At 64.4% G+C, this 25429-nt stretch carries 21 protein-coding genes; 17 read left to right on the plus strand and 4 right to left on the minus strand.

Annotation, left to right across the window (positions count from 1 at the left end; genetic code table 11):
• From E2583_RS04760 to E2583_RS04810, 11 genes are all read left to right on the plus strand, one after another.
• Nucleotides 1–1445 (plus strand): carboxyl transferase domain-containing protein (locus E2583_RS04760; protein WP_291593592.1); only part of this gene is annotated, 1445 nt, incomplete at its 5' end.
• A gap of 18 nt (nt 1446–1463) precedes the next feature.
• Nucleotides 1464–2399, plus strand: coding sequence for an alpha/beta fold hydrolase (locus E2583_RS04765; protein ID WP_291593594.1), 936 nt, complete (start codon nt 1464–1466; stop codon nt 2397–2399).
• Entirely contained in the window at nt 2396–3178 is a 783-nt protein-coding gene (locus tag E2583_RS04770) for an enoyl-CoA hydratase/isomerase family protein (RefSeq protein WP_003059063.1), read from the plus strand. The genes E2583_RS04765 and E2583_RS04770 overlap by 4 nt, the downstream gene beginning before the upstream one ends.
• 60 nt (nt 3179–3238) lie before the next feature.
• Nucleotides 3239–3991 carry a DUF4126 domain-containing protein gene (locus E2583_RS04775; RefSeq protein WP_291593599.1) on the plus strand — a complete coding sequence of 251 codons (753 nt, stop codon included), beginning with the start codon at nt 3239–3241 and terminating at the stop codon, nt 3989–3991.
• 58 nt (nt 3992–4049) lie between these two features.
• Complete coding sequence (locus E2583_RS04780; protein ID WP_291593601.1) at nt 4050–6086, plus strand: acetyl/propionyl/methylcrotonyl-CoA carboxylase subunit alpha; 2037 nt, start codon at nt 4050–4052, stop codon at nt 6084–6086.
• A gap of 178 nt (nt 6087–6264) precedes the next feature.
• Nucleotides 6265–7188, plus strand: a complete 924-nt coding sequence (locus E2583_RS04785; protein WP_291593602.1) for a glyoxylate/hydroxypyruvate reductase A — start codon at nt 6265–6267, stop codon at nt 7186–7188.
• A gap of 167 nt (nt 7189–7355) precedes the next feature.
• Nucleotides 7356–8264 carry a hydroxymethylglutaryl-CoA lyase gene (locus E2583_RS04790; protein WP_291593603.1) on the plus strand — a complete coding sequence of 303 codons (909 nt, stop codon included), beginning with the start codon at nt 7356–7358 and terminating at the stop codon, nt 8262–8264.
• Nucleotides 8265–8287: 23 nt separating this feature from the next.
• Entirely contained in the window at nt 8288–8854 is a 567-nt protein-coding gene (locus E2583_RS04795) for a DUF2799 domain-containing protein (RefSeq protein ID WP_291593604.1), read from the plus strand.
• A gap of 46 nt (nt 8855–8900) precedes the next feature.
• Entirely contained in the window at nt 8901–9398 is a 498-nt protein-coding gene (locus tag E2583_RS04800) for a YbaK/EbsC family protein (protein ID WP_291593606.1), read from the plus strand.
• A complete protein-coding gene (locus E2583_RS04805) occupies nt 9395–9676 on the plus strand; it encodes a DUF1289 domain-containing protein (protein WP_043005389.1) in 282 nt (93 codons plus the stop codon). The genes E2583_RS04800 and E2583_RS04805 overlap by 4 nt, the downstream gene beginning before the upstream one ends.
• A gap of 22 nt (nt 9677–9698) precedes the next feature.
• Nucleotides 9699–10334 carry a 2-hydroxychromene-2-carboxylate isomerase gene (locus tag E2583_RS04810; protein WP_291593613.1) on the plus strand — a complete coding sequence of 212 codons (636 nt, stop codon included), beginning with the start codon at nt 9699–9701 and terminating at the stop codon, nt 10332–10334.
• 34 nt (nt 10335–10368) lie between these two features.
• Here the strand turns inward: E2583_RS04810 and E2583_RS04815 are convergent, their stop codons facing one another.
• Nucleotides 10369–11490: an NADH:flavin oxidoreductase/NADH oxidase gene (locus tag E2583_RS04815; RefSeq protein ID WP_291593615.1), complete on the minus strand. Its 1122-nt coding sequence runs from the start codon at nt 11488–11490 to the stop codon at nt 10369–10371.
• A 120-nt stretch (nt 11491–11610) separates the two neighbouring features.
• Nucleotides 11611–11766, minus strand: coding sequence for a hypothetical protein (locus E2583_RS04820; protein WP_291593616.1), 156 nt, complete (start codon nt 11764–11766; stop codon nt 11611–11613).
• Between the two features lie 82 nt (nt 11767–11848).
• On the opposite strand from E2583_RS04820, the gene E2583_RS04825 reads away from it, so the two are divergent.
• Nucleotides 11849–12769, plus strand: a complete 921-nt coding sequence (locus E2583_RS04825; RefSeq protein WP_291593618.1) for a LysR family transcriptional regulator — start codon at nt 11849–11851, stop codon at nt 12767–12769.
• A gap of 92 nt (nt 12770–12861) precedes the next feature.
• On the opposite strand, the gene E2583_RS04830 is transcribed toward E2583_RS04825, so the two are convergent.
• On the minus strand, nt 12862–14595 hold the full coding sequence (locus E2583_RS04830; RefSeq protein ID WP_291593620.1) for a cation acetate symporter: 1734 nt from the start codon (nt 14593–14595) through the stop codon (nt 12862–12864).
• On the minus strand, nt 14592–14900 hold the full coding sequence (locus E2583_RS04835; RefSeq protein ID WP_291593622.1) for a DUF485 domain-containing protein: 309 nt from the start codon (nt 14898–14900) through the stop codon (nt 14592–14594). Before E2583_RS04835 ends, E2583_RS04830 begins: the two co-directional genes overlap by 4 nt.
• Nucleotides 14901–15193: 293 nt before the next feature.
• On the opposite strand from E2583_RS04835, the gene E2583_RS04840 reads away from it, so the two are divergent.
• From E2583_RS04840 to E2583_RS04860, 5 genes are all read left to right on the plus strand, one after another.
• Nucleotides 15194–16876 (plus strand): MFS transporter, encoded by a 1683-nt coding sequence (locus tag E2583_RS04840; protein WP_291593623.1) that lies wholly within the window; start codon nt 15194–15196, stop codon nt 16874–16876.
• 260 nt (nt 16877–17136) lie between these two features.
• Nucleotides 17137–18153, plus strand: a complete 1017-nt coding sequence (locus E2583_RS04845; protein WP_291593625.1) for a porin — start codon at nt 17137–17139, stop codon at nt 18151–18153.
• A gap of 222 nt (nt 18154–18375) precedes the next feature.
• Nucleotides 18376–18513 carry a hypothetical protein gene (locus E2583_RS04850; protein WP_003059044.1) on the plus strand — a complete coding sequence of 46 codons (138 nt, stop codon included), beginning with the start codon at nt 18376–18378 and terminating at the stop codon, nt 18511–18513.
• 149 nt (nt 18514–18662) lie between these two features.
• On the plus strand, nt 18663–24599 hold the full coding sequence (gene uvrA / locus E2583_RS04855; protein WP_291593635.1) for an excinuclease ABC subunit UvrA: 5937 nt from the start codon (nt 18663–18665) through the stop codon (nt 24597–24599).
• Nucleotides 24600–24614: 15 nt separating this feature from the next.
• Nucleotides 24615–25376, plus strand: coding sequence for a hypothetical protein (locus E2583_RS04860; RefSeq protein WP_291593637.1), 762 nt, complete (start codon nt 24615–24617; stop codon nt 25374–25376).
• Nucleotides 25377–25429: the final 53 nt, after the last annotated feature.

Here is a 25429-nt window from a genome sequence, read left to right on the forward strand (position 1 = left end):
TGCCGCGCGAGCGCGTGCAGCGGCTGCTGGACCCCGGCACGCCATTCCTGGAGCTGTCGCCGCTGGCCGCGCTCAATATGTACAACAACGATGCACCAGGTGCCGGCGTGATTGTCGGCGTGGGCCGCGTCAGCGGCGTGGACTGCATGATCGTCTGCAACGACGCCACCGTGAAGGGCGGAACCTACTACCCGATGACGGTGAAAAAGCATCTGCGCGCGCAGGAAGTGGCCGCACAGAACCGTCTGCCCTGCATCTATCTGGTTGACTCGGGCGGCGCCAACCTGCCCAATCAGGACGAGGTCTTCCCCGATCGCGAGCATTTCGGCCGCATCTTCTACAACCAGGCCAATATGAGCGCCCAGGGCATCGCCCAGATCGCCGTGGTCATGGGGTCATGCACGGCTGGCGGCGCCTATGTGCCGGCCATGAGCGACGAGTCCATCATCGTCAAGAACCAGGGCACCATCTTTCTGGGCGGCCCTCCCCTGGTCAAGGCCGCCACCGGCGAGGTGGTCAGCGCCGAGGACCTGGGCGGCGGCGATGTGCACACGCGCCTGTCGGGCGTGGCCGACCATCTGGCCGAGAACGATCTGCATGCGCTGGCGCTGGCACGCCAGGCAGTGGCAAACCTGAACAAGGGCAAGCCCCAGTCGCAGACCGACCATGCGCCGGCCGCGCCTCTGTTCGAGAGCGAAGAGCTGTATGGCGTGATTCCCGTCGATACGCGCAAGCCCTTCGATGTGCGCGAGATCATTGCCCGCATCGTGGACGGCAGCCAGTTCGACGAGTTCAAGGCCCGCTTCGGCAACACCCTGGTCTGCGGCTTTGCGCGCATCGAGGGCATGCAGGTCGGCATCATCGCCAACAACGGCATCCTGTTTTCCGAGTCGGCCGTCAAGGGCGCGCACTTCATCGAGCTGTGCTGCCAGCGCAAGACTCCGTTGGTGTTCCTGCAGAACATCACGGGCTTCATGGTGGGCCGCAAATACGAAAACGAAGGCATTGCCCGACACGGCGCGAAACTGGTCACGGCCGTGGCCACGGCGGCGGTGCCCAAGTTCACCATCATCATCGGCGGCAGCTTTGGCGCGGGCAATTACGGCATGTGCGGTCGCGCCTATTCGCCCCGCTTCCTCTGGATGTGGCCCAACGCACGCATCAGCGTCATGGGCGGCGAACAGGCGGCCAGCGTGCTGGCCACTGTCAAGCGTGACGGCATCGAAGCCAAGGGCGGCAACTGGAGTGCGGAGGAGGAGGAGCGCTTCAAGGCGCCCATCCGTCAGCAGTACGAGGACCAGGGTCACCCCTTCTACGCGACGGCGCGTCTCTGGGATGACGGCGTGATCGATCCCGTCGACACGCGCCGCGTGCTGGCGCTGGGCCTGGCTGCTTCGCGCAACGCGCCGATTGAGGACACCCGCTTTGGTGTCTTCCGCATGTAAGCACACGAAGGCCCGAACATGATGCGCTGCTCCGTCTCCGCCCTGATGCAAGCGCTGCTGTGTGCAGTGCTGGCATGGCCGATGGTGGAGCTGGCCCGGGCCGAGGTGCAGCAGTTCGATGCACGCATTCCGGTCTGGGTGCCGGAGGCAGGCAGTGCGCCCGCACACACTGCCCAGCTCGCGGGCCATGTCTATCGTCCGCAGGGACTCGGCCCCTGGGGGCTGATCGTGCTCAGCCACGGCACACCCAGCGGCACGGAGGCCCGCAAAGCCATGACCGATCGCTACGGCGCGCAGGCCCGCGCACTGGCCGAACTGGGCTATGTGGTGGTGACGGGCTTGCGCCGCGGCTATGGCGCATCGGACGGTCCTCTGGCCGACCGCTACGGCAGCTGCGATGACCCCGACTATGGCCATGCGGCCCAGGAGGCCGCGCGCGATGTGGCGGCCATCATGGCTTACGGGCAGAAGCTTCCCTATGTCGATGGCACGCATGTGGTGCTGCTGGGCAAGTCCGCCGGCGGCTTTGCATCGCTGGCTCTGGCGGCGCAGCAGCCCGCAGGCCTGCGCGGCGTCATCAACTTTGCCGGCGGCCGGGGTTCACAGCCGCAGATGCGCGAGAAAGCAGCGGTTTGCGGCGAGGCGCAACTGCTCAAGACCGTGGCCGGCTTTGCCGCCACCAGCCAGGTGCCTCAGTTGTGGATCTATGCCGAGAACGATAGCTACTTTCGCCCGCCGCTGGTGCGCAAGATGGCTGAAAGCTATCTGGCCACAGGCCAGAATCTGAAGCTGGTGTTTGCTCCATCCAGTGGCGCGGAGGGACACCAGTTCTTTGACCGGGCCGCCCATATCGGGCAATGGTTGCCGCAGGTCCGTGAATTCCTGATGCAGCAGCTGCCGGGTACGGCGGCTGCGCAACTGCAAAGCCCTCACTCACTGGGAGACAAGCCATGACTGCTTTGACTTTGACCGTGGATGGCGGCATCGCCCGCGTTACGCTGGCTCAGCCTGCCATTCGCAATGCCTTCAGCGATGCGGCGATTGCCGAGATCACCGCCGCCTTCCTCCAGGTCGGCGAGCGTGCCGATGTGCGGGCCGTGGTGCTGGCCGCCGAAGGTCCCGCATTCTGCGCGGGCGCGGACCTGAACTGGATGCGCCGCATGGCCGATTACTCGCGCGACGAGAACCGCGTCGATGCGGGTCTGCTTGCCGAGATGCTGCGCGTCATCTACGAATGTCCCAAACCCACGATTGCGCGTGTGCAGGGCGATGTCTATGCGGGAGGCATGGGCCTGGTGGCCTGTTGCGATATGGCGGTGGCGGCCGACACGGCGGGCTTTTGCCTCAGCGAGGTCAAGATCGGCCTGATTCCCGCCACCATCAGTCCCTATGTGATCCGCGCCATGGGGGCCAGGGCCGCGCACCGCTACTTTCTCACGGGCGAGCGCTTTTCGGCGCAGGAGGCGCATCGCATCGGCTATGTGCACGAGGTGGTCGATGCCGACGGGCTGGACGCCGTGGTCGACGGCTGGCTCAAGCATTTGCTGAGCGCTGGCCCGGCCGCGGTGCGGGCCTGCAAGCGCCTGGTGCTGGACATGGCCGAGCGCGAGATCAGCGAGCAGCTGATTGCGGCGACCGTGGAGTCGATTGCCACCATCCGCGCCAGCAGCGAAGGCAAGGAAGGCGTGCAGGCCTTTCTCAACAAGCGCAAACCCAACTGGCTGCCCGGATGAGATGACAGACCTGGCGACCGGGGCGCTTCAGCCTGCGGGCTCGCATAGGAAATGAACACCATGGATATCTGGCAAACCATCATCGACTGGCTGCACCGCACCGGCCTGCATATCGACCCCGATACAGCCAGGGCCGTGGGCGATGCTGCGGGCCAGGTCGGAGAGGTGGCCGCCAGGGCCGGGCAGGCCGTGGGACAGATGGATATGACCTCCATGCTGGCGCTGGCCGCAGCCCTGGGCTGGGCCAGCGGCTTTCGCCTCTATGCGGTGGTGTTTGTCGTGGGCCTGCTGGGTGCCAGCGGCCTGATGCCACTGCCCGGTGGTCTGCATGTGCTGCAGCACCCCATGGTGCTGGTCATCAGCGGCGGTCTGCTGTTCGTGGAGTTCTTTGCCGACAAGATACCCGTGGTCGATTCGGTCTGGGACCTGTTCCAGAGCGTGCTGCGCATTCCGGCCGGTGCGGCGCTGGCGGCCTCGGTCTTTGCTGCCGACAGCACCACCATGGCCATGGTGGCCGCCTTGATGGGCGGAACGCTGGCCGCGACCAGCCAGGCGGCCAAGACCACGACGCGTGCCCTCATCAACACCTCGCCCGAACCGTTCTCCAACGTGGGAGCCAGTCTGGCCGAAGACACGGTGTCGCTGGGCGCCATCTGGCTGGCGCTGACCCATCCGCTGGTGTTTGCCGCCGTGCTGCTGGTCGTGGTGGTTGCGATGTGGCTGGTGATCTGGGCGCTATGGCGTTTTCTCAAGGCGATTTTTCGACGCCTGCGCGGCAGTGGCGATGCGCAGGAACCATTGCAAAAAACATAGCTGCTTGCGTTTGATGGATATGCGCTGAGCGGTGATTTGACCGATAACCGGAGACGATATGTTCAAGAAAATTCTGATTGCGAATAGAGGTGAAATCGCCTGCCGCGTAGCCGCCACCGCCCGTCGCATGGGTGTGAAGACCGTGGCCGTGTATTCGGATGCCGATGCCCGGGCCAAGCATGTCGCGGCCTGCGACGAGGCCGTGCATATCGGCGGTAGCGCGCCCAAGGACAGCTATCTGCGCTGGGAACGCATTCTGGAGGCCGCCAAGGCCACGGGTGCCGAAGCCATCCACCCCGGCTATGGCTTTCTCTCCGAGAACGAGGACTTTGCCAATGCCTGCGCGGCGGCCGGTCTGGTCTTCATCGGCCCGCCCGCCAGTGCGATTCGCGCCATGGGTCTGAAGGCCGAGTCCAAGCAGCTGATGGAAAAAGCTGGCGTGCCGCTGGTGCCCGGCTACCACGGCGCAGGCCAGGACCCTGCCATGCTGCACAAGGAGGCCGACCGCATCGGCTATCCCGTGCTGATCAAGGCCAGCGCGGGTGGCGGCGGCAAGGGCATGCGTCTGGTGGAAAAGAGCGAGGACTTCGCAGCCTCGCTGGAGTCCTGCAAGCGCGAGGCCATCAACAGCTTCGGCAACGATGCCGTGCTGATCGAGAAATACGTGCTGCGTCCGCGCCATATCGAGATTCAGGTGTTTGGCGATACACAGGGCAACTGCGTCTATCTGTTCGAGCGCGACTGCTCGGTGCAGCGCCGCCACCAGAAGGTGCTCGAGGAAGCGCCGGCGCCCGGCATGACGGCCGCGCTGCGCCAGAAGATGGGCGAGGCTGCCGTGGCCGCCGCCAAGGCCGTGAACTATGTGGGCGCGGGCACGGTGGAATTCATCGTCGAGCAGCCCGGCGGCTACGACCAGCCCGAAGCCATGAAGTTCTACTTCATGGAAATGAACACCCGGCTGCAGGTGGAACACCCCGTGACCGAAGCCATCACCGGCGAGGACCTGGTGCGGTGGCAACTGCTGGTGGCTTCGGGACAGCCTTTGCCCAAGGCACAGTCGGAACTCCGTATCCTGGGCCATGCGATCGAAGCACGCATCTGCGCCGAGAACCCCGAGAACAACTTCCTGCCCGCCACCGGCCATCTGGCTGTCTATCGCAAGCCCGTGTGCAGCAGCTTCGAGATCAGCGATGTGCGCGTGGACGACGGCGTGCGCGAGGGCGACGCGATCAGCCCCTTCTACGACTCCATGATCGCCAAGCTCATCGTCCATGGCGAGGACCGTGCCCAGGCGCTGGCGCGTCTGGACGCGGCACTGGCCCAGACCCATATCGTGGGCCTGACGACCAATGTGCAGTTTCTGCGCCAGGTGGTGAAGAGCCAGGCTTTCTCCAATGCCCTGCTCGATACCGCGCTGATCGAGCGCGAACGCGAGGCCTTGTTCGGCAAGGATTTCGTGGGCCGCGACCTCGCCGTCGCCGCCGCCATGGCCTGGCAACTGCAGGGCGAGCAGGCAGGCCAGGGCAGCGACCCCTTCAGCCGCCGCGACGGCTGGCGCCTGTCGGGCCGCTATGTGCGCTCCTTCGGCTTTGCCTACCGCGGCGAGGACTTCACGGCCGGCCTGGCCTATGGCCGCGGCACGCAGGCGGCGCAGACCTATCAGCTCGGCATTGGCGAGGGCGAGAGCCGCAGCGATGCCGCGCTGCAGTGGCGCGCACTGGCCGACGGGCGGCTGGAGCTGAGCCTGGACGGCAAGCGCACGGTGGTCGTGGTCCATGCCCAGGGCGACCAGCTGTCCATCTTCACCGAGGCGGGCAGCACCCAGATCACCGTGGTCGACCAGCTGGCCCACGCCGGCGATACCGGCCATGAAGGCGGCCGCCTGACGGCGCCCATGCCCGGCAAGGTGGTGTCTTTCACCGTCAAGGCCGGCGACAAGGTCAGCAAGGGCCAGCCGCTGGCCGTGATGGAGGCCATGAAGATGGAGCACACGATTGCCGCCCCCGGCGATGGCGTGGTGCTGGAGCTGCTGTATCTGCCCGGCGACCAGGTCAGCGAAGGCGCCGAGCTGCTGCGCATCGAGGTGGCCGCCTGATCCGCCCAGGGTTGAACTGTTTAACAAAAAGAGCGGCTTGCGCTGGACTACCCATGAATTCAGTCACTTTCAATGATGAAATCAATACAGGTACAGCGCAAGAAGCTTCTTTTTTGATAGCGGTCCATTTGTCATCTGCGTCTGCAGCGCGCATGGCAAAGCGTTAGGCTTGGCATCCATGAAAGTCTTATTTTGCTGTGACGATACGCGGCCGGAGCCCTGGCTCAAAGGTTTGCATGACGCGCTGCCGGGCGCGGAGATTGCCATCTGGGAGCCGGGCGCGCCCCAGGCCGACTATGCACTGGTCTGGGCCCCGCCCCAGCAGTTCCTCGACGAACAGGCGGCCGGCCTGAAGGCCATGTTCAACATCGGCGCGGGCGTGGATGCCTTGCTGCCGCTGCGCATTCCCTCCGCGCTGCCCGTCTACCGCCTCGAAGATGCAGGCATGGCCGTGCAGATGGCTGAGTACGTGGCCCAGGCCGTGATCCGCTTCTTCCGCGGCCTCGATCAGTACGAGGCCGATATGGCGCAAGGCCTGTGGCAGCATCAGCGCAACCCCAGGCGGGCGGACTATCCCGTGGGCGTGATGGGCCTGGGCAAGATGGGCGAGCGCGTGGCCAGGGCGCTGACGGTATTCGATTTCAAGGTCAATGGCTGGAGCCGCTCGCCGCGCGAGCTGCAGGGCGTCGAATGCTTCAGCGGCATGGAGAGCCTGGACCGCTTTCTGTCCGAGACGCGCATTCTGGTCAATCTGCTGCCCCTGCACGACGAGACCCGCGACATCATCAACGCCCGCACGCTGGCGCTGCTGCAGCCCGGGGCCTATGTGATCAACGTGGGGCGCGGCGGCCATGTGGTCGATGCCGACCTGATTGCGCAGATCGAGTCCGGCCATGTCAGCGGCGCCATGCTGGATGTGTTCCGCGAGGAGCCCTTGCCCGAGAATCACCCGTTCTGGAAGCAGTCCAGAATCATCCTCACCCCCCATACCTCGGCCCGCACGCTGGCAGCGGACAGCATTGCCCAGATCGTGGGCAAGGTCGCCGCCCTGAGCCGGGGCGAGCCCGTCACAGGTCGGGTCGACCTGAGAAAAGGGTATTAACCCCCTGAGCCGTTGCGCCTAGGCGGCTTAACGGCTTCCCCCTTTCTCTGCGGAAGGGGGACGACGCCAACGCTGCGGGACGGCGGGGCCGCCCAGGCCCTTGCTGGGCGTCTCTTGCGACGGGGGATTGTTCAGTGGTTAAGGTAATGAAGCGACAGGAGAACGAAATGAAATACCCCGCACGCGTCAGGATCATTGATGTGGGCCCGCGCGACGGCCTGCAGAACGAAAAGCAGCCTGTGCCTGCCGCCGTCAAGATCGAGCTGGTGCAGCGCCTGCAGGACGCAGGCCTCAAGGAGATCGAGGTCACCAGCTATGTGTCGCCCAAATGGGTGCCGCAGATGGCGGACAACGCCGAAGTCATGGCTGGCATGGTGCGCAGAGCCGGGGTGCTGTATTCGGTGCTCACGCCGAATCTCAAGGGCTTCGAAGCCGCGCTGGCCAGCAAGCCCGACGAGATCGTGGTGTTCGGCGCGGCCAGCGAGGCCTTCAGCCAGCGCAACATCAACTGCTCGATTGCCGAGAGTATCGAGCGCTTTGCGCCCGTGGTGCAGGCGGCCCTGGAGGCAGGCATTGCCGTGCGCGGCGCCATGAGCTGCACCGTGGGCTGCCCCTACGAAGGCGAGATCGCGCCCGAGAAGGTGGGCTATCTGGCCGGGCTGATGAAGAGCATCGGCGTGCAGCGCGTGGATGTGGCCGACACCATCGGCGTGGGCACGCCCGTCAAGGTGCAGAAGGCGCTGGAGGCCACGCTGGCGCACTTCGATATCGACCAGGTGTCCGGCCATTTCCACGATACCTACGGCCAGGCCCTGAGCAACACGCTGGCGGCGCTGGACCTGGGGGTCTGGAACTTCCAGTCATCGGTCGCCGGATTGGGCGGCTGTCCCTATGCCAAGGGTGCCACGGGCAATGTGGCCACCGAAGACGTGGTCTATCTGTTGCAGGGCATGGGCATCGAGACCGGCATCGACCTCGACAGGCTGATCGATGCGGGCCAGTTCATCAGCGAGCATCTGGGCCGTCCCACGCAGTCGCGCGTGGCCAAGGCCTTGCTGACCAAGCGCGCGGGCTGAGGCCAGGCGCAGTCCGGGCATGCATGGGCATTGTTACCATCGCCGCCATGCAAGCAAGATCACGTTTTTCGCGGGCCCTGTGTCTGGCGGCTGCGGCGCTGCTGGGCGGCTGCGCCGGCATGGATGCCCAGGAATGCCGGGACACGGACTGGGCCTATCTGGGCCAGCTCGATGCCATGGACGGCAGGCTGGACCTTTCCACCCGCGCCAGGCGCCATTTCAAGGTCTGCAAGGACCAGGGCGTGCAGATGGATGCGCGGGCCTATCAGCAGGGCTGGTTGCGCGGCCTGCAGGATTTCTGCACTCCCGAAAGCGGCAAGTCCTTTGCGGAAGCAGGCCGCAAGTTCCAGCCGGGCTATTGCCCGGCGCCGCTGGAGGCCGCTTTTCTGCAAGGCTATGCGCCGGCGCGCGACCGCTATCAGGACAGGCAGTCGGTGCGCGAGCTGGAGCGCCGCATCGAAGCCAAGAAAAACGAGCTGCGCGAGGCGCGTGACGCCAAGAACAGTGCCAGCCATATTGCCTATGTCCAGAGAGACCTGCGTGATTTGCAGCTGGAGCTGGCACAGCTCAGGCTCAAGCTGGCACAGTAGGGGCCGTGACGCTGCCGGATGGCAGCGAGATTTTCAGGAAACAATCATGTGTGGGTCAGAACTTCATGCGCTGCCGGAAGGCGTGCAGCGCGTCAGCCGCTTTTTGCACGATGCCGGTCATCCTCATGCGCCGCAGATGCTGGACGGCGCGGCGCGTACCGCCCAGGAGGCGGCAGACCAGCTCGGCATTCTGGTCGGCCAGGTGGCCAAGAGCATCATCTTCAAGCGCAAAAGCGACGACGCTGCCGTGCTGGTCGTGACCTCTGGCGACAAGCGCGTCGATGAAAAGAAAGTGACGCAGCTGGTGGGCAGGGTCGGCCGCGCCGATGCGGACTTCGTCAAGTCCCGCACCGGTTTCTCGATTGGCGGCGTCAGCCCCGTGGCGCATGTAACCAAGGTGGTGACCTTGATGGATGCCGAGCTGCAGCGCTTCGAGACGGTATGGGCCGCGGCAGGCCATCCGCACGGTGTGTTTGCCGCATCGCCCGCGCAGCTGCAGGCGCTGACGGCCGCTCCCTGGTCGGACGTGGTGGAGCAGGCATGAGTACGGAACTTCTTCAGGAGCAGCAGGCTCAGCAGCTGGCGCAACTGGCCGCCAAGGCCGAGGTGGCCCTGGTCTGGGCCGAGGCCGACCAGCCCGTGGCTTCGCCCTGCATCAACGTCTGCCGCATGACGCAGGACCGCAGTCATTGCCAGGGCTGCTTCAGAACCATTGACGAGATTCGCGCCTGGTCCAAGGGCGATGCCGAGCTGCGCCTGGAGATCTGGGGCCGGCTGCTGCAGCGCGCCGGCCTCAAGGACCCGCGCCAGGCCGAGATCTGATCCCCCTTAGAGGAGAGTCGACATGAAGCACATCACCTGTTACCTGGACTTTGTGTCGCCCTATGCGTGGCTGGCGCTGGAGCAGATGCCCAAGGCGCTGCAAGGGCTCAGCTATCACGTGGACTATCGCCCGGTGCTGCTGGGCGCCTTGCTGCAAGGCAATGCCAACCCGGGCCCGGCCGGCATTCCGGCCAAGAGGCTGTGGACCTACAGGCATGTGAGCTGGCTGGGCCAGGCGCTGGGCGTGGAGCTGCAGATGCCGGCCCGGCATCCGTTCAAGCCGCTGCCGCTGCTGCGGCTGGCGCTGGCCCATGGACGCGAAGGCCGCATCAACCGCTTTGTGGCGCAGGCCGTGATGCAACATGTCTGGCAGGGCGGCCATGAGGCCAATGATGCGCAGCGTCTGCAGGCGCTGCGCGCGCAGCTCAAGGAGCAGCTGCGCCAGGAAGAGGACAGTGCCGAGGTCAAGCAATGGCTGCGCGGCAACACCGAACAGGCGCAGCAGGCCGGCGTGTTCGGCGTGCCGGCCTGGGTGGTGGACGGCCATGCCTTCTGGGGACTCGATGCCTTGCCCATGCTGCGCAGCTATCTGGAGGGCGATGCCTGGTTCGATACGCAATGGCAGGCGGCGGCCCAGGTGGAGTCCGGCCTGGGCTGAAGCCTGATTCGGGCCCGGCCTGCCGCTCACTCTCTTACTGCGCGGTGACCTGCCTGGCGGCGCCGCGATAGCGCTCCAGCCAGTGGGCATAAGGCGCGGGCAGCGTCCAGTCGGGGCGGTCCACGCCCAGGCTTTGCGCCAGCTGATAGGCGTAATGCGGATTGGCCAGATGGGCGCGCCCGATCATGACCAGTTCGACCTGGCGCTCGGCCACGATGCGCTCGGCAGTCTGCGGGTCGTCCATGCCCCAGCCAGATGCCACGGGCAGCCCTGCACTGCGGCTTACGCGCTGGGCGATCGGTGCCAGGAAGGCCGGCGTCCCCCAGGGGATCTTCACATCGGGAATCACGAAGTTGACGCTGACGTTGAGCAGGTCCAGGCCGCGTTCGCGCATCTGGCGCGTGACGGCAATCGACTCCTCCAGCGTTTCTTCGTCGCGGCCGTCGTACTCGATGACACCGAAGCGCGCGGTCAGCGGCAGATGCTCGGGCCAGACCTCGCGCACCATGGCCACGGTCTCCAGCAGAAAGCGGGCGCGGTTGCTGAAGCTGCCTCCATAGGCATCGTCGCGCTGGTTGCTGTGGGGCGAGAAAAAGCTCTGCGCCAGATAGCCGTGGGCAAAGTGCAACTCCAGCCACTCGAAGCCGGCCGCAAGCGCGCGGCGCGCCGCCGCGACAAAGTCGGCCTGCACGCGGGTGATGTCCTCCAGCGTCATGGCGCGGGGAACACGCGGCAGGCCGCCGCCAAAGGCGATGGCCGATGGCGCAATCGGCTGCCAGCCGCGGGCATCGCCTTCGGCAATATGGTCGTCGCCCTCCCAGGGCCTGTTGGCGCTGGCCTTGCGTCCGGCATGGCCGATCTGGATGCCGGGCACGGCCCCTGCGGCCTTGATGCCGGCAGCAATGCGCGACATGCCTTCGATCTGGGCGTCGTTCCACAGACCGGTGCAACCGGGCGAGATGCGGCCCTCGGGCGACACGCCCGTGGCTTCGACGATCACCAGTCCTGCGCCGCCGCGTGCCATGGAGGCATAGTGAACCTGGTGCCAGTCATTGGTGAGGCCGTCCACGGCGCTGTACTGGCACATCGGCGGAATGGCGATGCGGTTGCGCAGGGTCAGGCTTTTGAGAGTGAAAGGGGTAAAGAGTGCAGACATTTGGAGTATCGGTGGTGTGAATGAAATGAGTCAGCCGTCCTGCGGCAATGCAGGACGCAACCGGTTGGGTAGCGCCTGGCACTGCTCATCCCTTGCCGTGAGCGAAGGTGCCGGCAGCCGTCAAGAAATCAAGGTTGGCGGGGCGGAAGGCGGCGTCCACAGTCCTATGGAGCCGCCGTGGGAACCGCCAGCGCCCTGGCGCTGCCCGGAGGGCTCGGAGAGGGGCTTGTCGGAGATGCCCGGCAGGTAGCTGGCGGGCCAATGTGTGCGGTGCATGCAGGGCTTGTGTCGGGGGAATGCCGGGATGATGGGATCTGTGATGAAATAAATCCAATCGATATTTATGATTTATGAAATCATGCCTGCTGATATCAAGAGCCTGGACCTGAATCTGCTCAAGGCCCTGGATGCGCTGCTGGACGAGCGCAGCGTGACGCGCGCCGCCGAGCGTCTGTCACTGACCCAGCCTGCGGTCAGCGGCATGCTGATGCGGCTGCGCGAGAGCTTCGATGACCCCTTGTTCGTGCGCACGCAACGCGGCATCGCCCCGACGTTGCGCGCGCTGGCCCTGGCCGGCCCGCTCAAGGAGTTGCTGTGCAATGCCGAGGCCTTGTTGCGCCCTCAGGCGTTTGATCCGGCCACGGCGCACATGACGCTGCGCATTGCTGCCACGGATTACGCGCTGCAGGCGGTAGTGCTGCCATTTCTGGCCGTGCTGCGCCAGCATGCGCCCGGGCTGTGCGTGGCCGTGGTGCCGGCCCAGCATCTGCCGCTGCACGAGCGGCTGGAGCGCGGCGATATCGACCTGGCGCTGGTCACGCCCGAACGCACGGCCCCCGATCTGCATGCGCGTCGCCTGTTCGACGAACGCTATGTCTGCGTGATGCGCAGCGGACATCCCGATGCGCACCGGCGCGGACTGACGCTGGCGCGTTTTTGCGCGCTGGAGCATGCACTGGTGTCTTACGGAGGCGGCAGTTTCCACGGGGTGACGGACGAGGCGCTGGAGCGCCTGGGCCGCAAGCGGCGCGTGGCGCTGTCCGTGACCAGCTTTCTGGTGCTGCCCGAAATCCTGCGCAGCAGCGATCTGATTGCCGTCGTGCCCAGGCGTCTGGTCAAGCCCGACTCGGGACTGGTGGTACTGGAGCCGCCGCTGGAGATTCCGGGCTTCACCAAGACGGCCGCCTGGCATGCGCGCACCCATCGCTCTCCCGGGCACCAGTGGGCGCGCCAGCTGCTGTTCGAGCTGGCGCAGTCAGGCGGGCTGGACGTGGAATGAGCAAGGCCCGCAGAAACCGTGGTGGTCTCTGCGGGCCGAGGTGAGGTCGGTTCGCTCGCGCGACCCGGCGGGGCGCCGGGCCATTCACATCATCAGTGGCCCGATGCGCCTGCGGCACCCAGGCCGGTTTCCGAGCGCACCTGCTGCGCGGGGAACACGGCGCGCTCCTTGGCGGCCTGCGCGCTCTTGTCGAGCACGGAAAACAGCCACACGCCGAAGAAGCCGATGGCCATGGAGAACAGCGCAGGCGAGGCATAGGGGAACCAGGCCGAGCCGGCGGGGTGGCCCAGAGTCGCTTCCCACACCGAGGGCGAGACAATGGTCAGCCCCACGGAGGAGACCAGGCCCATGAAGCCGCCGATCACGGCACCCTTGGTGGTGCAGTTCTTCCACAGCACCGACAGCAGCAGCGGCGGGAAGTTGGCGGAAGCCGCCACGGCAAAGGCCAGCGAGACCATGAAGGCGATGTTCTGCTTTTCGAACACGATGCCCAGCAGCACGGCCACAAAGCCCAGGCACAGCGTGGTGATGCGCGAGACCTTGAGTTCGGAGGCGCTGTCGGCCTTGCCCTTCTTGATCACGGTGGCATAGAGGTCGTGCGAAACGGCCGAGGCACCGGACAGGGTCAGCCCTGCGACCACGGCCAGAATCGTGGCAAAGGCAACGGCAGAGATAAAGCCGTAGAACACATCGCCGCCCACGGTCTTGGCCACCAGAACGGCCGCCATATTGGCCGTGCCCGCACCGCCGTGGATCACGCCCTTGGCGGTGTCCGCCATCTCCGGGTTGGTGAGCACCAGGGTGATGGCGCCAAAGCCGATGATGAAGATCAGCACATAGAAGTAGCCGATCCAGGTCGTGGCCCAGAACACGCTCTTGCGCGCTTCCTTGGCATCAGGCACGGTGAAGAAGCGCATCAGGATGTGGGGCAGGCCCAGCGTGCCGAACATCAGTGCCATGCCGAAACTGATGGCGGAGATCGGATCCTTGATGAAGCCGCCCGGACCCATGATGGCCAGACCGAGCTTTTCCGCCACGGAAGGCTCTGCACCTCCATTGGCGGCGATCTGGGTGCGCACCTTCACGCCATCGGCAAACAGTGCCTCGGGGCTGAAGCCGTACTTGGCCAGCACCATGAAGCCCATGAAGGTCACGCCTGCGAGCAGCAGGCAGGCCTTGATGATCTGCACCCAGGTGGTGGCGGTCATGCCGCCGAACAGGACATAGATCATCATCAGCGCGCCCACCAGCACCACGGCGATCCAGTAGTCCAGGCCGAACAGCAGCTTGATGAGCTGACCGGCACCGACCATCTGGGCAATCAGGTAGAAGGCCACCACGACCAGGGTGCCGCAGGAGGCAAAGATGCGGAACGGCGTCTGTGCAAAGCGGTAGCCGGCCACGTCGGCAAAGGTGAATCGGCCCAGATTGCGCAGGCGTTCTGCTAGCAAAAAGGTGAGCAGAGGCCAGCCGACCAGAAAGCCGATGGAGTAGATCAGACCGTCATAGCCGCTGGCCATGACGGAGGCCGAGATACCGAGAAACGAGGCGGCAGACATGTAGTCGCCCGCAATCGCCAGACCGTTCTGGAAGCCGGTGATGCCGCCGCCTGCGGTGTAGAAATCGGACGCAGACTTGGTGCGACCCGCCGCCCACTTGGTGATCCACAGGGTGCCCACCACGAAAGCGGTGAACATGATGATGGCCGTCCAGTTGGTGGCCTGCTTGGCGGCATTGCCGACATCGCCGCCGGCGGCCAGCACGGGGGCTGTCGCGGCCAGCGCCGCTGCGCCCGCCAGCCATTGGGAAGAGATGCGCTGCTTCATTGCTTGATGCCTTTGAGAATGTCGCGGGTGAGCTGATCAAACTCGCTGTTGGCGCGGCGCACATAGAGGCCGGTGATGATCACGGAAAAAATGATGACGCCCATGCCGATGGGAATGCCCAGCGTGGTCACGCCGGAGCCGATGGGCCGCGCCAGGAACTCCTTGTCGAATGCGATCAGCGCGACATAGCCGTAGTACACGGCCAGCATCAGAACGGTCAGCGCCAGACCCAGTCGATTGCGCTTGCGGCGCAGCTGCTGGTAGGCGGGGTTGCTTTGGATTGTCTCTATCACCGGGTCTCGCACAGCGTTGTCTCCTTTGAAGTTTTCCAGCCTGCCATCGGGTGCTCCTTGGCTTGCTTGCGATGCATTCTGAGAACCCCGTCTGACCGTCTCCTTACTTACGATATCGGTGTTTGCCCCCGGTTTTTCACATCGGAAAAAAACGGATCCGGGTAAGTGCGGAGAGGGTCGGGTAATGCCCAGTCTTGAATTTTTGCGCAGCGATTTTTTGTAAGTTAGCGGTCAGTTGTCGCTTTGATATTGGGCAAGCAGGTGGGTTGGCAGCGCCTGAAATTCCAAAAACCTAGGAGACAAACATGGCCATCAATGCGACAGCAAACATGGGAGGTAAATCGACCCCAAGGCCGATGAGCCCAGAAGAGCGCAAAGTCATCTTTGCGTCTTCACTCGGAACCGTTTTCGAGTGGTACGACTTCTATCTGTACGGATCTCTGGCAGCCATCATCGCCAAGCAGTTCTTCAGCGGCCTGGATGCCGGCTCGGCCTTCATCTTCGCCCTGCTGGCCTTTGCGGCAGGTTTCATCGTGCGCCCCTTCGGCGCGCTGGTGTTCGGCCGCCTGGGCGACATGATCGGACGCAAGTACACCTTCCTGGTGACGATTCTGATCATGGGCCTGTCCACCTTCATCGTGGGCATCCTGCCCAACTACGCCAGCATCGGCGTGGCCGCTCCCGTCATCCTGATCGCGTTGCGCATGCTGCAAGGCCTAGCTCTGGGCGGTGAGTACGGCGGCGCAGCCACCTACGTGGCAGAGCATGCGCCGCACGGCAAGCGCGGTGCCTACACCTCGTGGATCCAGACCACGGCGACCCTGGGTCTGTTCCTGTCGCTGCTGGTGATCCTGGGCGTGCGCACCATGCTGGGCGAAGAGGCGTTTGCCGACTGGGGCTGGCGCATTCCCTTCCTGGTGTCCATCCTGCTGCTGGCCATCTCGGTCTGGATTCGCATGACGCTGTCCGAATCCCCCGCCTTCCAGAAGATGAAGGCCGAGGGCAAGGTCTCCAAGGCGCCTCTGTCCGAATCGTTCGGCCAGTGGAAGAACCTCAAGGTCGTGATCCTGGCCCTGCTGGGCCTGACCGCAGGCCAGGCCGTGGTCTGGTACACGGGCCAGTTCTACTCGCTGTTCTTCCTGACCCAGCAGCTCAAGGTCGATGCCGTCACGGCCAACCTGATGATTGCGGCTGCACTGCTGATCGGCACGCCCTTCTTCGTGATCTTCGGCACGCTGTCCGACAAGATCGGACGCAAGCCCATCATCATGCTGGGCTGCATTCTGGCGGTGCTGACCTACTTCCCCGCCTTCAAGGCCCTGACCGCAGCGGCCAACCCTGACCTCGCCGCGGCGCAGGCCAGGAACAAGGTGGTCATCGTGGCCGATCCTGCGGAATGCTCCTTCCAGTTCAATCCGACAGGCACCACCAAGTTCACCAGCTCCTGCGACGTGGCCAAGCAGGTTCTGGCCGCCGGTTCGGTCAGCTATGAAACCGAAGATGCGCCGGCTGGCACGCAGGCCCTGATCCGTATCGGATCGACCGAGATCCCCTCGTTCTCGCTCAAGGGCCTGGCCCCTGACGAGGCCAAGGCCAAGGACGGTGCATTCAAGAAGACGGTGGCTGCAGAACTGGCCAAGGACGGCTACCCCACCAAGGCCGATCCCGCCAAGATGAACAAGGTCATGATGATCGTGATCCTGACCTATCTGGTGCTGCTGGTGACCATGGTCTACGGCCCCATCGCGGCCATGCTGGTGGAGCTGTTCCCGACACGCATCCGCTACACCTCGATGAGCCTGCCCTATCACATCGGCAACGGCTGGTTCGGGGGGCTGCTGCCCACCATGTCTTTCGCCATCGTTGCGCAGACCGGCAATATGTACAACGGTCTGTGGTATCCCATCATCATCGCCGGTGTGACGGCCGTGATCGGTACGCTGTTCGTGCCCGAAACCAAGGACCGCGACATCTACGCGGAAGACTGAAGCCGTGTGACGGTGCTGCAATTTATGCAGCACCACATCGAGGACCTGCAAGGCTCGTGCTTTGCAGGTCCTTTGCGTTTTGCAGCAGCACTAATGGGTTACAGCAGTGTGGCAACAAAGCATCATTGCGTTACTTTTTTGCGATGCAAATCATGCTTTTGAGAGGGGGCAACCTAGAATCACACCTAGCCGCGAGAGGGCCGACAACCTACAAGCCGATGCGGTGCAAAAAACACTATCCCAGGATATAGGAGCATTGAATGACCAAGATGACTCGCATCGCTCTGGCCGCACTGGCTGTGATGGGCGCGACCACCGCAATGGCACAGAGCAGCGTGACGCTGTACGGCCGTATCAACACCACCGTTGAGCGTCAGAAGATCAGCGGCCAAGGCTCTGTCAGCGGCCTGTACAACAATGCATCCCGCTGGGGCATTCGCGGTACCGAAGATCTGGGCGGCGGCCTGAAGGCTGGCTTCACGCTGGAGTCCGGCTTCAACTCCGACACCGGTACCGGCTCTGCCTGGACCCACCCCACCAGCGGCATGTCCTTTGCCCGTCAGAGCGAAGTGAACCTGTCCGGCGGCTTCGGCATGATCCGTCTGGGCAACTTCGTGCCCGAGTCCTACTATGCAACCGCTGACTACATCAGCATGCACAACCACGACACCGGTTCTTCTTCCGATGCGCTGTACTACGATCCCGTCTGGTTCGGCGGTCTGAGCACCAAGAACAAGGTCGGCTACCGCACCCCCAACATGGGTGGCCTGACGGTGGACGCCTCCGTGTCGCTGCACGAGAAGGATCCCACGGTCGGTCCTCGCAAGAACGGCTACGACCTGGCTGCCAACTACGCCACCGGCCCCGTGCACCTGGGTGCCGGCTTCAGCAAGGTGGGCGACAACTGGCAAGCTGCCCTGCGCGGTCTGTACACATTCGGTCAAGTGACCCTGGGTGCCTACTACCAGCGCAACAAGGACGACAACCAGATCACCGGCACTGGCGCTGGCTCGCGCAACAACTTCCGCCTGTCGGCCATGTACACCATGGGCGCTTCGGAATTCCATGCCAACGTGGGCCACGCCAACAAGTGGAGCCATATCGCCGACTCCGCCGCCACGCAGTGGACTCTGGGCTACAACTACAACCTGAGCAAGCGCACCAAGGTGTACGGCTACTACACCAAGGTCAACAACAGCAAGGGTGCCAACTATGTGACCGGCATCTCTGGTGCCGACTTCAGCTCCTTCGCTCTGGGCGTGCGCCACAACTTCTAATGTGTGCACCGCGCAAGCGGTGTCTCCAGCAGCTGCAGCTGATAATGCAGACCATTACTCCAAGTTCATACCCCATGTCGCGAGGCATGGGGTTTTTTCTTATGCGCTGCCTGACCGGCAGTAAGCCACGCGCAAACTCGCTGGGGCTCAATGGCCTTGCCGACGGGCTGGCGCAAGCTGTCGTTCCGGCGGCCTCTGTTCATAACGACTGTGGAGACTGATATGTGGAAGCTGGCGATTGGTTTTGTGGTGTTTGCCGCCGTGGCGCTGTTTGTCATCATGAAGGCCGGTGACAAGGTGGATATGAGCGGCGAAAAACATGGTGCGGACGCGATTCATGCCCCCGCTGAATCCAAATGAAGAAAGCCGCAATGGATCAAAGCCCCGCAGGTCGGGGCTTTTTTGTAGCGATCTTTTCTGCTGCGGCACAACCGAAATGCACATGCATTCTCGAGGTGCATGCCCGGACTGCCTAGAATGTTTGGCCTCCATAGAAAAGACCGCAGAACATGACGCAGGGCCTGATTCGTATCCGTGGTGCTCGCCAGCACAATCTTCGCAATCTGGACATCGATATCCGTACCGGTGAGCTGACCGTGGTCACCGGCCCCAGCGGCTCGGGCAAGTCCAGCCTGGTGTTCGACACCCTCTACGCCGAAGGTCAGCGTCGCTATGTAGAGACTTTCTCTGCCTATGCGCGACAGTTCCTGGACCGCATGGACAAGCCGGCCGTGGACAAGGTCGAGGGTGTGCCGCCCGCGATCGCCATCGATCAGACCAACCCGGTGCGCAACTCGCGTTCCACCGTGGGCACGATGACGGAGATCAACGATCACCTCAAGCTGCTGTTTGCACGCGCGGCCCAGTTGTTCGACAGCAGGACGGCCCTGCCGGTGCGCCATGACACGGCAGACAGCATTTATGCCGAACTGGCCCGGCGCTGCGAGGCGGAGGGTGACCCGCGCATTGCCATCACCTTCCCCGTCGAGCTGCCGGCCAACACCACGGCCGATGAGGTGGAGCAATGGCTGTCCGCCAGCGGTTTCACCAAGGTACAGGCCGAGCGCGAGGTGGAGCGGGCTCATGCGGCCAGTGACGAGACAGTCAAGGGCAAGAAAAAAGCCAAGCCAGCCCCCGAGAAGATCAAGGTGCTGGATGTGATTGCCGACCGTTTTCGGCTCGGCAAGGCCGAGCGTGCCCGCGCTCTGGAGGCGATCGAGGTGGGCCTCAAGCGCGGCAGCGGCAGGCTCACGGTGTATGTGCTGCCTGAAAGCACCGCCGAGGCGGCCGAGCCCGAACTGTGGAAGTTCTCGCTGGGTCTGCATTGCCCCGAGAGCAATCTGAGCTATCAGGAGCCGATTCCCTCGCTGTTTTCCTTCAACTCCGCAGTGGGGGCCTGCGATGCCTGCCGTGGCTTCGGGCGCGTCATCGGGGTGGACTGGGGCCTGGTGATCCCCAATGAAAAGCTCACGTTGCGCACCGGTGTCATCAAGCCGATCCAGACGCCGGCCTGGAAGGAGATTCAGGACGACCTGATGCGTCACTCCGAGGCGGAGGGCATTCCACGCGATACGGCCTGGTCCAAGCTGACCCAGGCGCAGAAGGACTGGGTGATCGAAGGCTCGCCCCACTGGAACGGAAAGTGGAGCCAGACCTGGTATGGCATTCGCCGCTTTTTCGAGTACCTCGAAAGCAAGGCCTACAAGATGCATATCCGGGTGCTGCTGTCCAAATACCGCAGCTATACCGAATGCCCGAGCTGCGGCGGTGCCCGCCTCAAGACCGAAAGCCTGCTCTGGCGCATCGGCAGCAAGCAGGCTGCCGATGCCGTGCTGCCGCCCGGCGACGAGAGCGGCAGATACCAGCGCTTCATGCCGCAGGCAGTGGGCTGGAGCCGCGAGCAGCTCGACAGCCTGCCGGGCCTGTGTCTGCATGACCTGATGCGTCTGCCGATCGCGCGCCTGCGCGACTTCTTTGCACAGCTGGCGCCAGACAGCGATGCCGTCAAAAATGATGGCGAAGCCCAGGCACTGAAGATGCTGCATGCCGAAGTCATGACGCGGTTGCAGTATCTGTGCGATGTGGGCATAGGCTACCTCACGCTGGACCGCCAGAGCCGCACGCTGAGCGGCGGCGAGGTGCAGCGCATCAACCTGACCACCGCACTGGGCACGTCGCTGGTCAACACCTTGTTTGTGCTCGACGAGCCATCGATCGGTCTGCACCCGCGCGATATGGAGCGCATCACCGAGGCCATGCAGCGCCTGCGCGATGCGGGCAATACGCTGGTGGTGGTGGAGCATGACCCCGCCGTGATGTTTGCCGCCGACCGCATGATCGACATGGGCCCGGGCCCCGGTGCGCGCGGCGGCCAGATCGTGTTCGACGGCACGCCCGAGGATTTGCGCCAGGCCGATACCTTGACCGGCGCCTATCTGGGCGGGCGCAAGCAGGTGGGTTTCGGTCTCAAGCGCATGGTGACCGAAAGCACGCCGCGCCTGATTCTCGAAGGCGCTCGCGAGCACAATCTGCGCGATATCAGCGTGGACTTTCCGCTGCAGCGCCTGGTCACCGTCACCGGTGTTTCGGGCTCGGGCAAGTCCACACTGATCCAGGACGTACTGGTGCCTGCGCTGATGCGTCACTTCGGCAAGCCCACCGACGCGGCGGGCGCGTTCGAGCGCCTGCTGGGCGCAGACCATCTGGCCGATGTGATGTTCGTGGACCAGTCGCCGATCGGCAAGACGGCGCGCTCCAACCCGGTCAGCTATGTGGGCGCCTGGGATGCGATCCGCGAACTGTTCGCCGTGGCCCCGCTGTCACGCCAGCGCGGCTACACGGCGGCCAAGTTCAGCTTCAACAGCGGCGACGGCCGCTGCCCGACCTGCGGCGGCTCGGGCTTCGAGCATGTGGAAATGCAGTTCCTCTCGGACGTCTACCTGCGCTGCCCGGACTGCAATGGCACGCGTTATCGCCCCGAGATTCTGGAAGTGAGAATCGAGCGCAACGGCCAGTCGCTGAATGTGGCCGACGTGCTGGAGCTCACGGTGGCCGAAGCCGCGCTGCTGTTTGCGCAGGACCGCGACGTGATCCGCGCGCTCCAGCCCATCGTCGATGTGGGCCTGGAATACGTGAAGCTGGGCCAGCCCGTTCCCACGCTGTCGGGCGGCGAGGCGCAGCGCCTCAAGCTTGCCGGCTTTCTGGCCGAGGCGGCCAAGGCGCAGTCCAAAACCAAGCAGTCGCTGGCCAGGAAAGGCACGCTGTTCCTGTTCGACGAGCCCACGACCGGCCTGCATTTCGAAGACATCGCCAAGCTCATGCGCGCATTGCGCAAGCTGCTCGAAGCCGGCCACTCGCTGATCGTCATCGAGCACAACCTGGACGTGATTCGCGCCAGCGACTGGCTGATCGATCTGGGCCCTGAAGGCGGTGATGGCGGCGGTCTGATCGTCGCCGAGGGCACGCCCGAGGAGGTGCGCCATGTGAAGGAATCGCACACGGCCCAGGCCCTGCGCGAATACGACCTGGCCATGGGCGTGGGCGGCGAGGCGGTGCGCGAAGTCGCTCCGATGCTCTACAAACCCCAGCGCAAGGCCCAGGCCGAAAAGGCGCCGCAGGCCAAGAACGCGATCGAGATTGTCAATGCGAAGGAGCACAATCTCAAATCCCTGAGCGTGGATGTCCCTCGCGGCAAGTTCAATGTGGTGACCGGGGTGTCTGGCTCGGGCAAGTCCACGCTGGCTTTCGACATCCTGTTCAACGAAGGCCAGCGCCGCTATCTCGAATCGCTCAATGCCTATGCACGTTCCATCGTGCAGCCTGCGGGCCGTCCCGAGGTCGATGCGGTCTACGGCATACCGCCCACGGTGGCCATCGAGCAGCGCCTGTCGCGTGGCGGTCGCAAGTCCACGGTGGGCACGACCACCGAGGTCTGGCACTTTCTGCGCCTGCTTTACGTGAAGCTGGGCGTGCAGCACTGCATTCACGACGATGCCATCGTGCAGCCGCAGACCGAGGAGAGCATTGCCGCGCAGCTGATGACGAATTTCCGGGGGCAGACCATTGGCCTGCTGAGCCCGCTGGTCGTCAACCGCAAGGGCGTCTATACCGAGCTGGCCGACTGGGCCAGACCCAAGGGCTACACCCATCTGCGCGTGGACGGCGAGTTTCTGCCGACCACCGGCTTTCCGCGGATTGACCGCTTCAAGGAACACACCATCGAGCTGCCCGTGGCCAGCGTGACGGTGACCGCGGCCAACGAGAAGGAGTTGCGCGGCCATCTGCGCCAGGCGCTGGAAATCGGCAAGGGCGTGCTGCATGTACTGTCCGGCATCGAGAACCTGGCCGATGCCATGCAGGGCGGCCGGAGCACGGCCGGCATCGGCGCGCTGCGGGTGTTCTCCACCCAGCGTGCCTGCCCGGTCTGCGCCACGAGCTATGCCGAGCTGGACCCGCGTCTGTTCTCCTACAACAGCAAGCATGGCTGGTGCCCCGACTGCGTGGGCACGGGCGTGAAGCTGACCAAGGACCAGCGCAAGGTCTATGACGACACCTTGCTGGCAGACGACAACCGGGGCCGGGAGGTGAAGTTCGAGGGCCAGGAAGTGGAAGATCTGGCCGAGGTGGAATGCCCCAAGTGCCACGGCACCCGTCTGAACCCCGTGGCGCGAGCCGTGAAGTTTCACGACGAGGCGATTACCGATATCGCGCAGCTGTCGGTCAGCGATGTGCGCCACTGGATACAGAGTCTGGAGCTTACGGGCCGCGAAGCCGACATTGCGCGCGACCTGATTCCCGAGATCCAGAGCCGTCTGGAATTCCTGGAAGAAGTCGGTCTCAACTATCTCACGCTGGACCGCGGCGCCCCCACCCTGAGCGGGGGCGAGGCCCAGCGCATCCGCCTGGCCGCACAGCTGGGCAGCAATCTGCAAGGCGTCTGCTATGTGCTGGATGAGCCCACCATCGGCCTGCATGCGCGCGACAACCAGATTCTGCTCAATGCCTTGCACAAGCTCGGCGACAAGGGCAACACGCTGGTGGTGGTGGAGCACGACGAAGACACGATTCGCCGCGCCGACCATGTGATCGATATCGGTCCCAGCGCCGGCATTCGCGGCGGCCGTCTGGTGGCTGAAGGCACGGTTGCCGACATCATGGCGGCCAAGGACTCGGTCACCGGGCGCTATCTGCTGCACGCCATGCGCCACCCCTTCAAGCCGCGTCTGTGGGTGGGAGAGGGCGAGTCTCCGGTGCAGCCGGCTGCTATCAATGCAGAAGCTTCTGACGCTGGCGATATGGAGGTTTCAGATAAAAAACCATCTAAAACCAAGAAAAAGAAAGCGGTAGCTGCTACTGAAAATGTGGTGCAGCAAGACAGCGATGCATTGCACTGGCTCACGGTGCTGGGCGCGAATCTGCACAATCTGCAGAATGTGGACGCGCGCGTTCCGCTCAAGCGCCTGGTGGCCGTGACCGGCGTTTCGGGCTCGGGCAAGTCCACGCTGGCGCGCGATGTGCTGCTGAGCAATGTGGCGGCCTGGGTGCAGCAGCGCTCGACCAAGGCCGGCCGCGATGCCATGGATGCCGGCAAGTCGCCGGCACTCGTGGGCTGCAAGGGGCTCAAGGGCTTCGAGACCATCGACCGCGTGCTCGAAGTCGACCAGACGCCGATCGGCAAGACACCGCGCTCCTGCCCCGCGACCTATATCGGCTTCTGGGACACGATTCGCAAGCTGTTCGCCGAGACCCTGGAGGCCAAGGCCCGCGGCTATGCGGCCGGCCGCTTCTCGTTCAACACCGGCGAAGGCCGCTGCCCGGCCTGCGAGGGCCAGGGCGTACGCACCATCGAGATGAGCTTTCTGCCCGATGTGAAAGTGCCTTGCGAAGTCTGCCACGGCGCACGCTTCAACCCCGAGACGCTGGCCGTGACCTGGCGCGGAAAGAGCATTGGCGATGTGCTGCAGATGGAGGTCGACGAGGCTGTTGAGTTCTTCGCCTCCATGCCCTCGATTGCTCATCCGCTGCAGTTGCTGAAAGACGTGGGTCTGGGCTATCTGACCCTGGGCCAGCCATCGCCCACGCTGTCGGGTGGCGAGGCCCAGCGCATCAAGCTGGTGACCGAGCTGACCAAGGTGCGCGACGATATCGGCCGCCGCGGGCAGAAGGCTCCGCACACGCTGTATGTGCTGGACGAACCCACCGTGGGCCTGCACATGGCCGATGTGGACAAGCTCATCCATGTGCTGCACCGCCTTGTCGACGGCGGCCACAGCGTGGTGGTCATCGAGCATGACCTCGACGTGATTGCCGAGGCGGACTGGATCATCGATCTGGGCCCCGAAGGCGGCAAGGACGGCGGGCGCATCGTGGCCTCGGGGACTCCCGAGGATCTGGTCGGCATCGGCACCCACACCGGCAAGGCACTGGCGCCGGTGCTGGCGCGGTAAGAGGCGGCGCGTACCATGTCCTTCTCGCGCAGCAACTTTCCTGCACCGGCGGAGCTGGCCGCCTCGCGTGTCGCGTGGATGGCGCAGATCGCGCACCCACCGCTGCCGCCGGCGGTGCAGGCCTGGATGACGTGGGCGCGTGGCTGGAAGGATGCGCTGCCGTGGCTGCAGCTTCCTGCATGGCGTGAAGGCGCGGGCAACCGGCTCGCGATGCAGCGCGCCACCGATGCGGCAGGGCTGTGGTCTCAGACTGGTGAGTACCGCTTCGGCCTGGACCTCAAGGCCAGCACGCCCGGTGATCTGCGCTGGATCGATGGTGCGGTGGCGGATGGCTGGAGCCCGCACTGGCTGGTGCTGACCCATGGCCTGGATGGCGACCCGCTGATCGGTGACATGAGCCGGCCCGAAGTGCCTGTGCTGTGGAAGTGGCATGACGAGCCTCACCGCGCGGCCAGGCCGTTGTTTGCCTCGCTCGAGGAGTTGATGGCGCATGTGCAGGCCAAGGCCGCCAGAGCGCCACTTGTGCCGCGTGAAACGCGCTCTTCCACCATCTTCTACACCGTGCGCCTGCTGGAGCTGGGGCCCGACCCGGCCAGGGTCATGCTGGCGCTCAGGAAAATCTTCACGACGCTGTCTGCACAGGAGCTGCTGAAACTCAAGACACGGCTGCCGCTGACGCTGCTCGACGATAGCGTCAGCGCCTTGCAAAAGGACCGCCTGGTGCAGCATTTCGAGGGTCTGGGCGCTCGCGTGGAAGTGAGTGAACGTCGCTTGTAGCGCTCACGCAAAGGCGTGCCGATACGGCACATGCAGCGCGTCCTTCCAAAACA

The organism is Comamonas sp. (genome assembly GCF_009360615.1).
Lineage (GTDB): Bacteria > Pseudomonadota > Gammaproteobacteria > Burkholderiales > Burkholderiaceae_C > Comamonas.

What these genes read in the sequence shown, in the direction of transcription:
- E2583_RS04840 (WP_291593623.1), top strand. Translation starts at nt 15,194, where the DNA reads ATGGCCATCAATGCGACAGCAAACATGGGAGGTAAATCGACCCCAAGG.
- E2583_RS04780 (WP_291593601.1), top strand. Translation starts at nt 4,050, where the DNA reads ATGTTCAAGAAAATTCTGATTGCGAATAGAGGTGAAATCGCCTGCCGC.
- E2583_RS04860 (WP_291593637.1), top strand. Translation starts at nt 24,615, where the DNA reads ATGTCCTTCTCGCGCAGCAACTTTCCTGCACCGGCGGAGCTGGCCGCC.
- E2583_RS04825 (WP_291593618.1), top strand. Translation starts at nt 11,849, where the DNA reads ATGCCTGCTGATATCAAGAGCCTGGACCTGAATCTGCTCAAGGCCCTG.
- E2583_RS04795 (WP_291593604.1), top strand. Translation starts at nt 8,288, where the DNA reads ATGGGCATTGTTACCATCGCCGCCATGCAAGCAAGATCACGTTTTTCG.
- E2583_RS04785 (WP_291593602.1), top strand. Translation starts at nt 6,265, where the DNA reads ATGAAAGTCTTATTTTGCTGTGACGATACGCGGCCGGAGCCCTGGCTC.
- E2583_RS04800 (WP_291593606.1), top strand. Translation starts at nt 8,901, where the DNA reads ATGTGTGGGTCAGAACTTCATGCGCTGCCGGAAGGCGTGCAGCGCGTC.
- E2583_RS04815 (WP_291593615.1), bottom strand. Translation starts at nt 11,490, where the DNA reads ATGTCTGCACTCTTTACCCCTTTCACTCTCAAAAGCCTGACCCTGCGC.
- E2583_RS04810 (WP_291593613.1), top strand. Translation starts at nt 9,699, where the DNA reads ATGAAGCACATCACCTGTTACCTGGACTTTGTGTCGCCCTATGCGTGG.
- E2583_RS04805 (WP_043005389.1), top strand. Translation starts at nt 9,395, where the DNA reads ATGAGTACGGAACTTCTTCAGGAGCAGCAGGCTCAGCAGCTGGCGCAA.
- E2583_RS04790 (WP_291593603.1), top strand. Translation starts at nt 7,356, where the DNA reads ATGAAATACCCCGCACGCGTCAGGATCATTGATGTGGGCCCGCGCGAC.
- E2583_RS04775 (WP_291593599.1), top strand. Translation starts at nt 3,239, where the DNA reads ATGGATATCTGGCAAACCATCATCGACTGGCTGCACCGCACCGGCCTG.
- E2583_RS04820 (WP_291593616.1), bottom strand. Translation starts at nt 11,766, where the DNA reads ATGCACCGCACACATTGGCCCGCCAGCTACCTGCCGGGCATCTCCGAC.
- uvrA (WP_291593635.1), top strand. Translation starts at nt 18,663, where the DNA reads ATGACGCAGGGCCTGATTCGTATCCGTGGTGCTCGCCAGCACAATCTT.
- E2583_RS04765 (WP_291593594.1), top strand. Translation starts at nt 1,464, where the DNA reads ATGATGCGCTGCTCCGTCTCCGCCCTGATGCAAGCGCTGCTGTGTGCA.
- E2583_RS04830 (WP_291593620.1), bottom strand. Translation starts at nt 14,595, where the DNA reads ATGAAGCAGCGCATCTCTTCCCAATGGCTGGCGGGCGCAGCGGCGCTG.
- E2583_RS04770 (WP_003059063.1), top strand. Translation starts at nt 2,396, where the DNA reads ATGACTGCTTTGACTTTGACCGTGGATGGCGGCATCGCCCGCGTTACG.
- E2583_RS04850 (WP_003059044.1), top strand. Translation starts at nt 18,376, where the DNA reads ATGTGGAAGCTGGCGATTGGTTTTGTGGTGTTTGCCGCCGTGGCGCTG.
- E2583_RS04845 (WP_291593625.1), top strand. Translation starts at nt 17,137, where the DNA reads ATGACCAAGATGACTCGCATCGCTCTGGCCGCACTGGCTGTGATGGGC.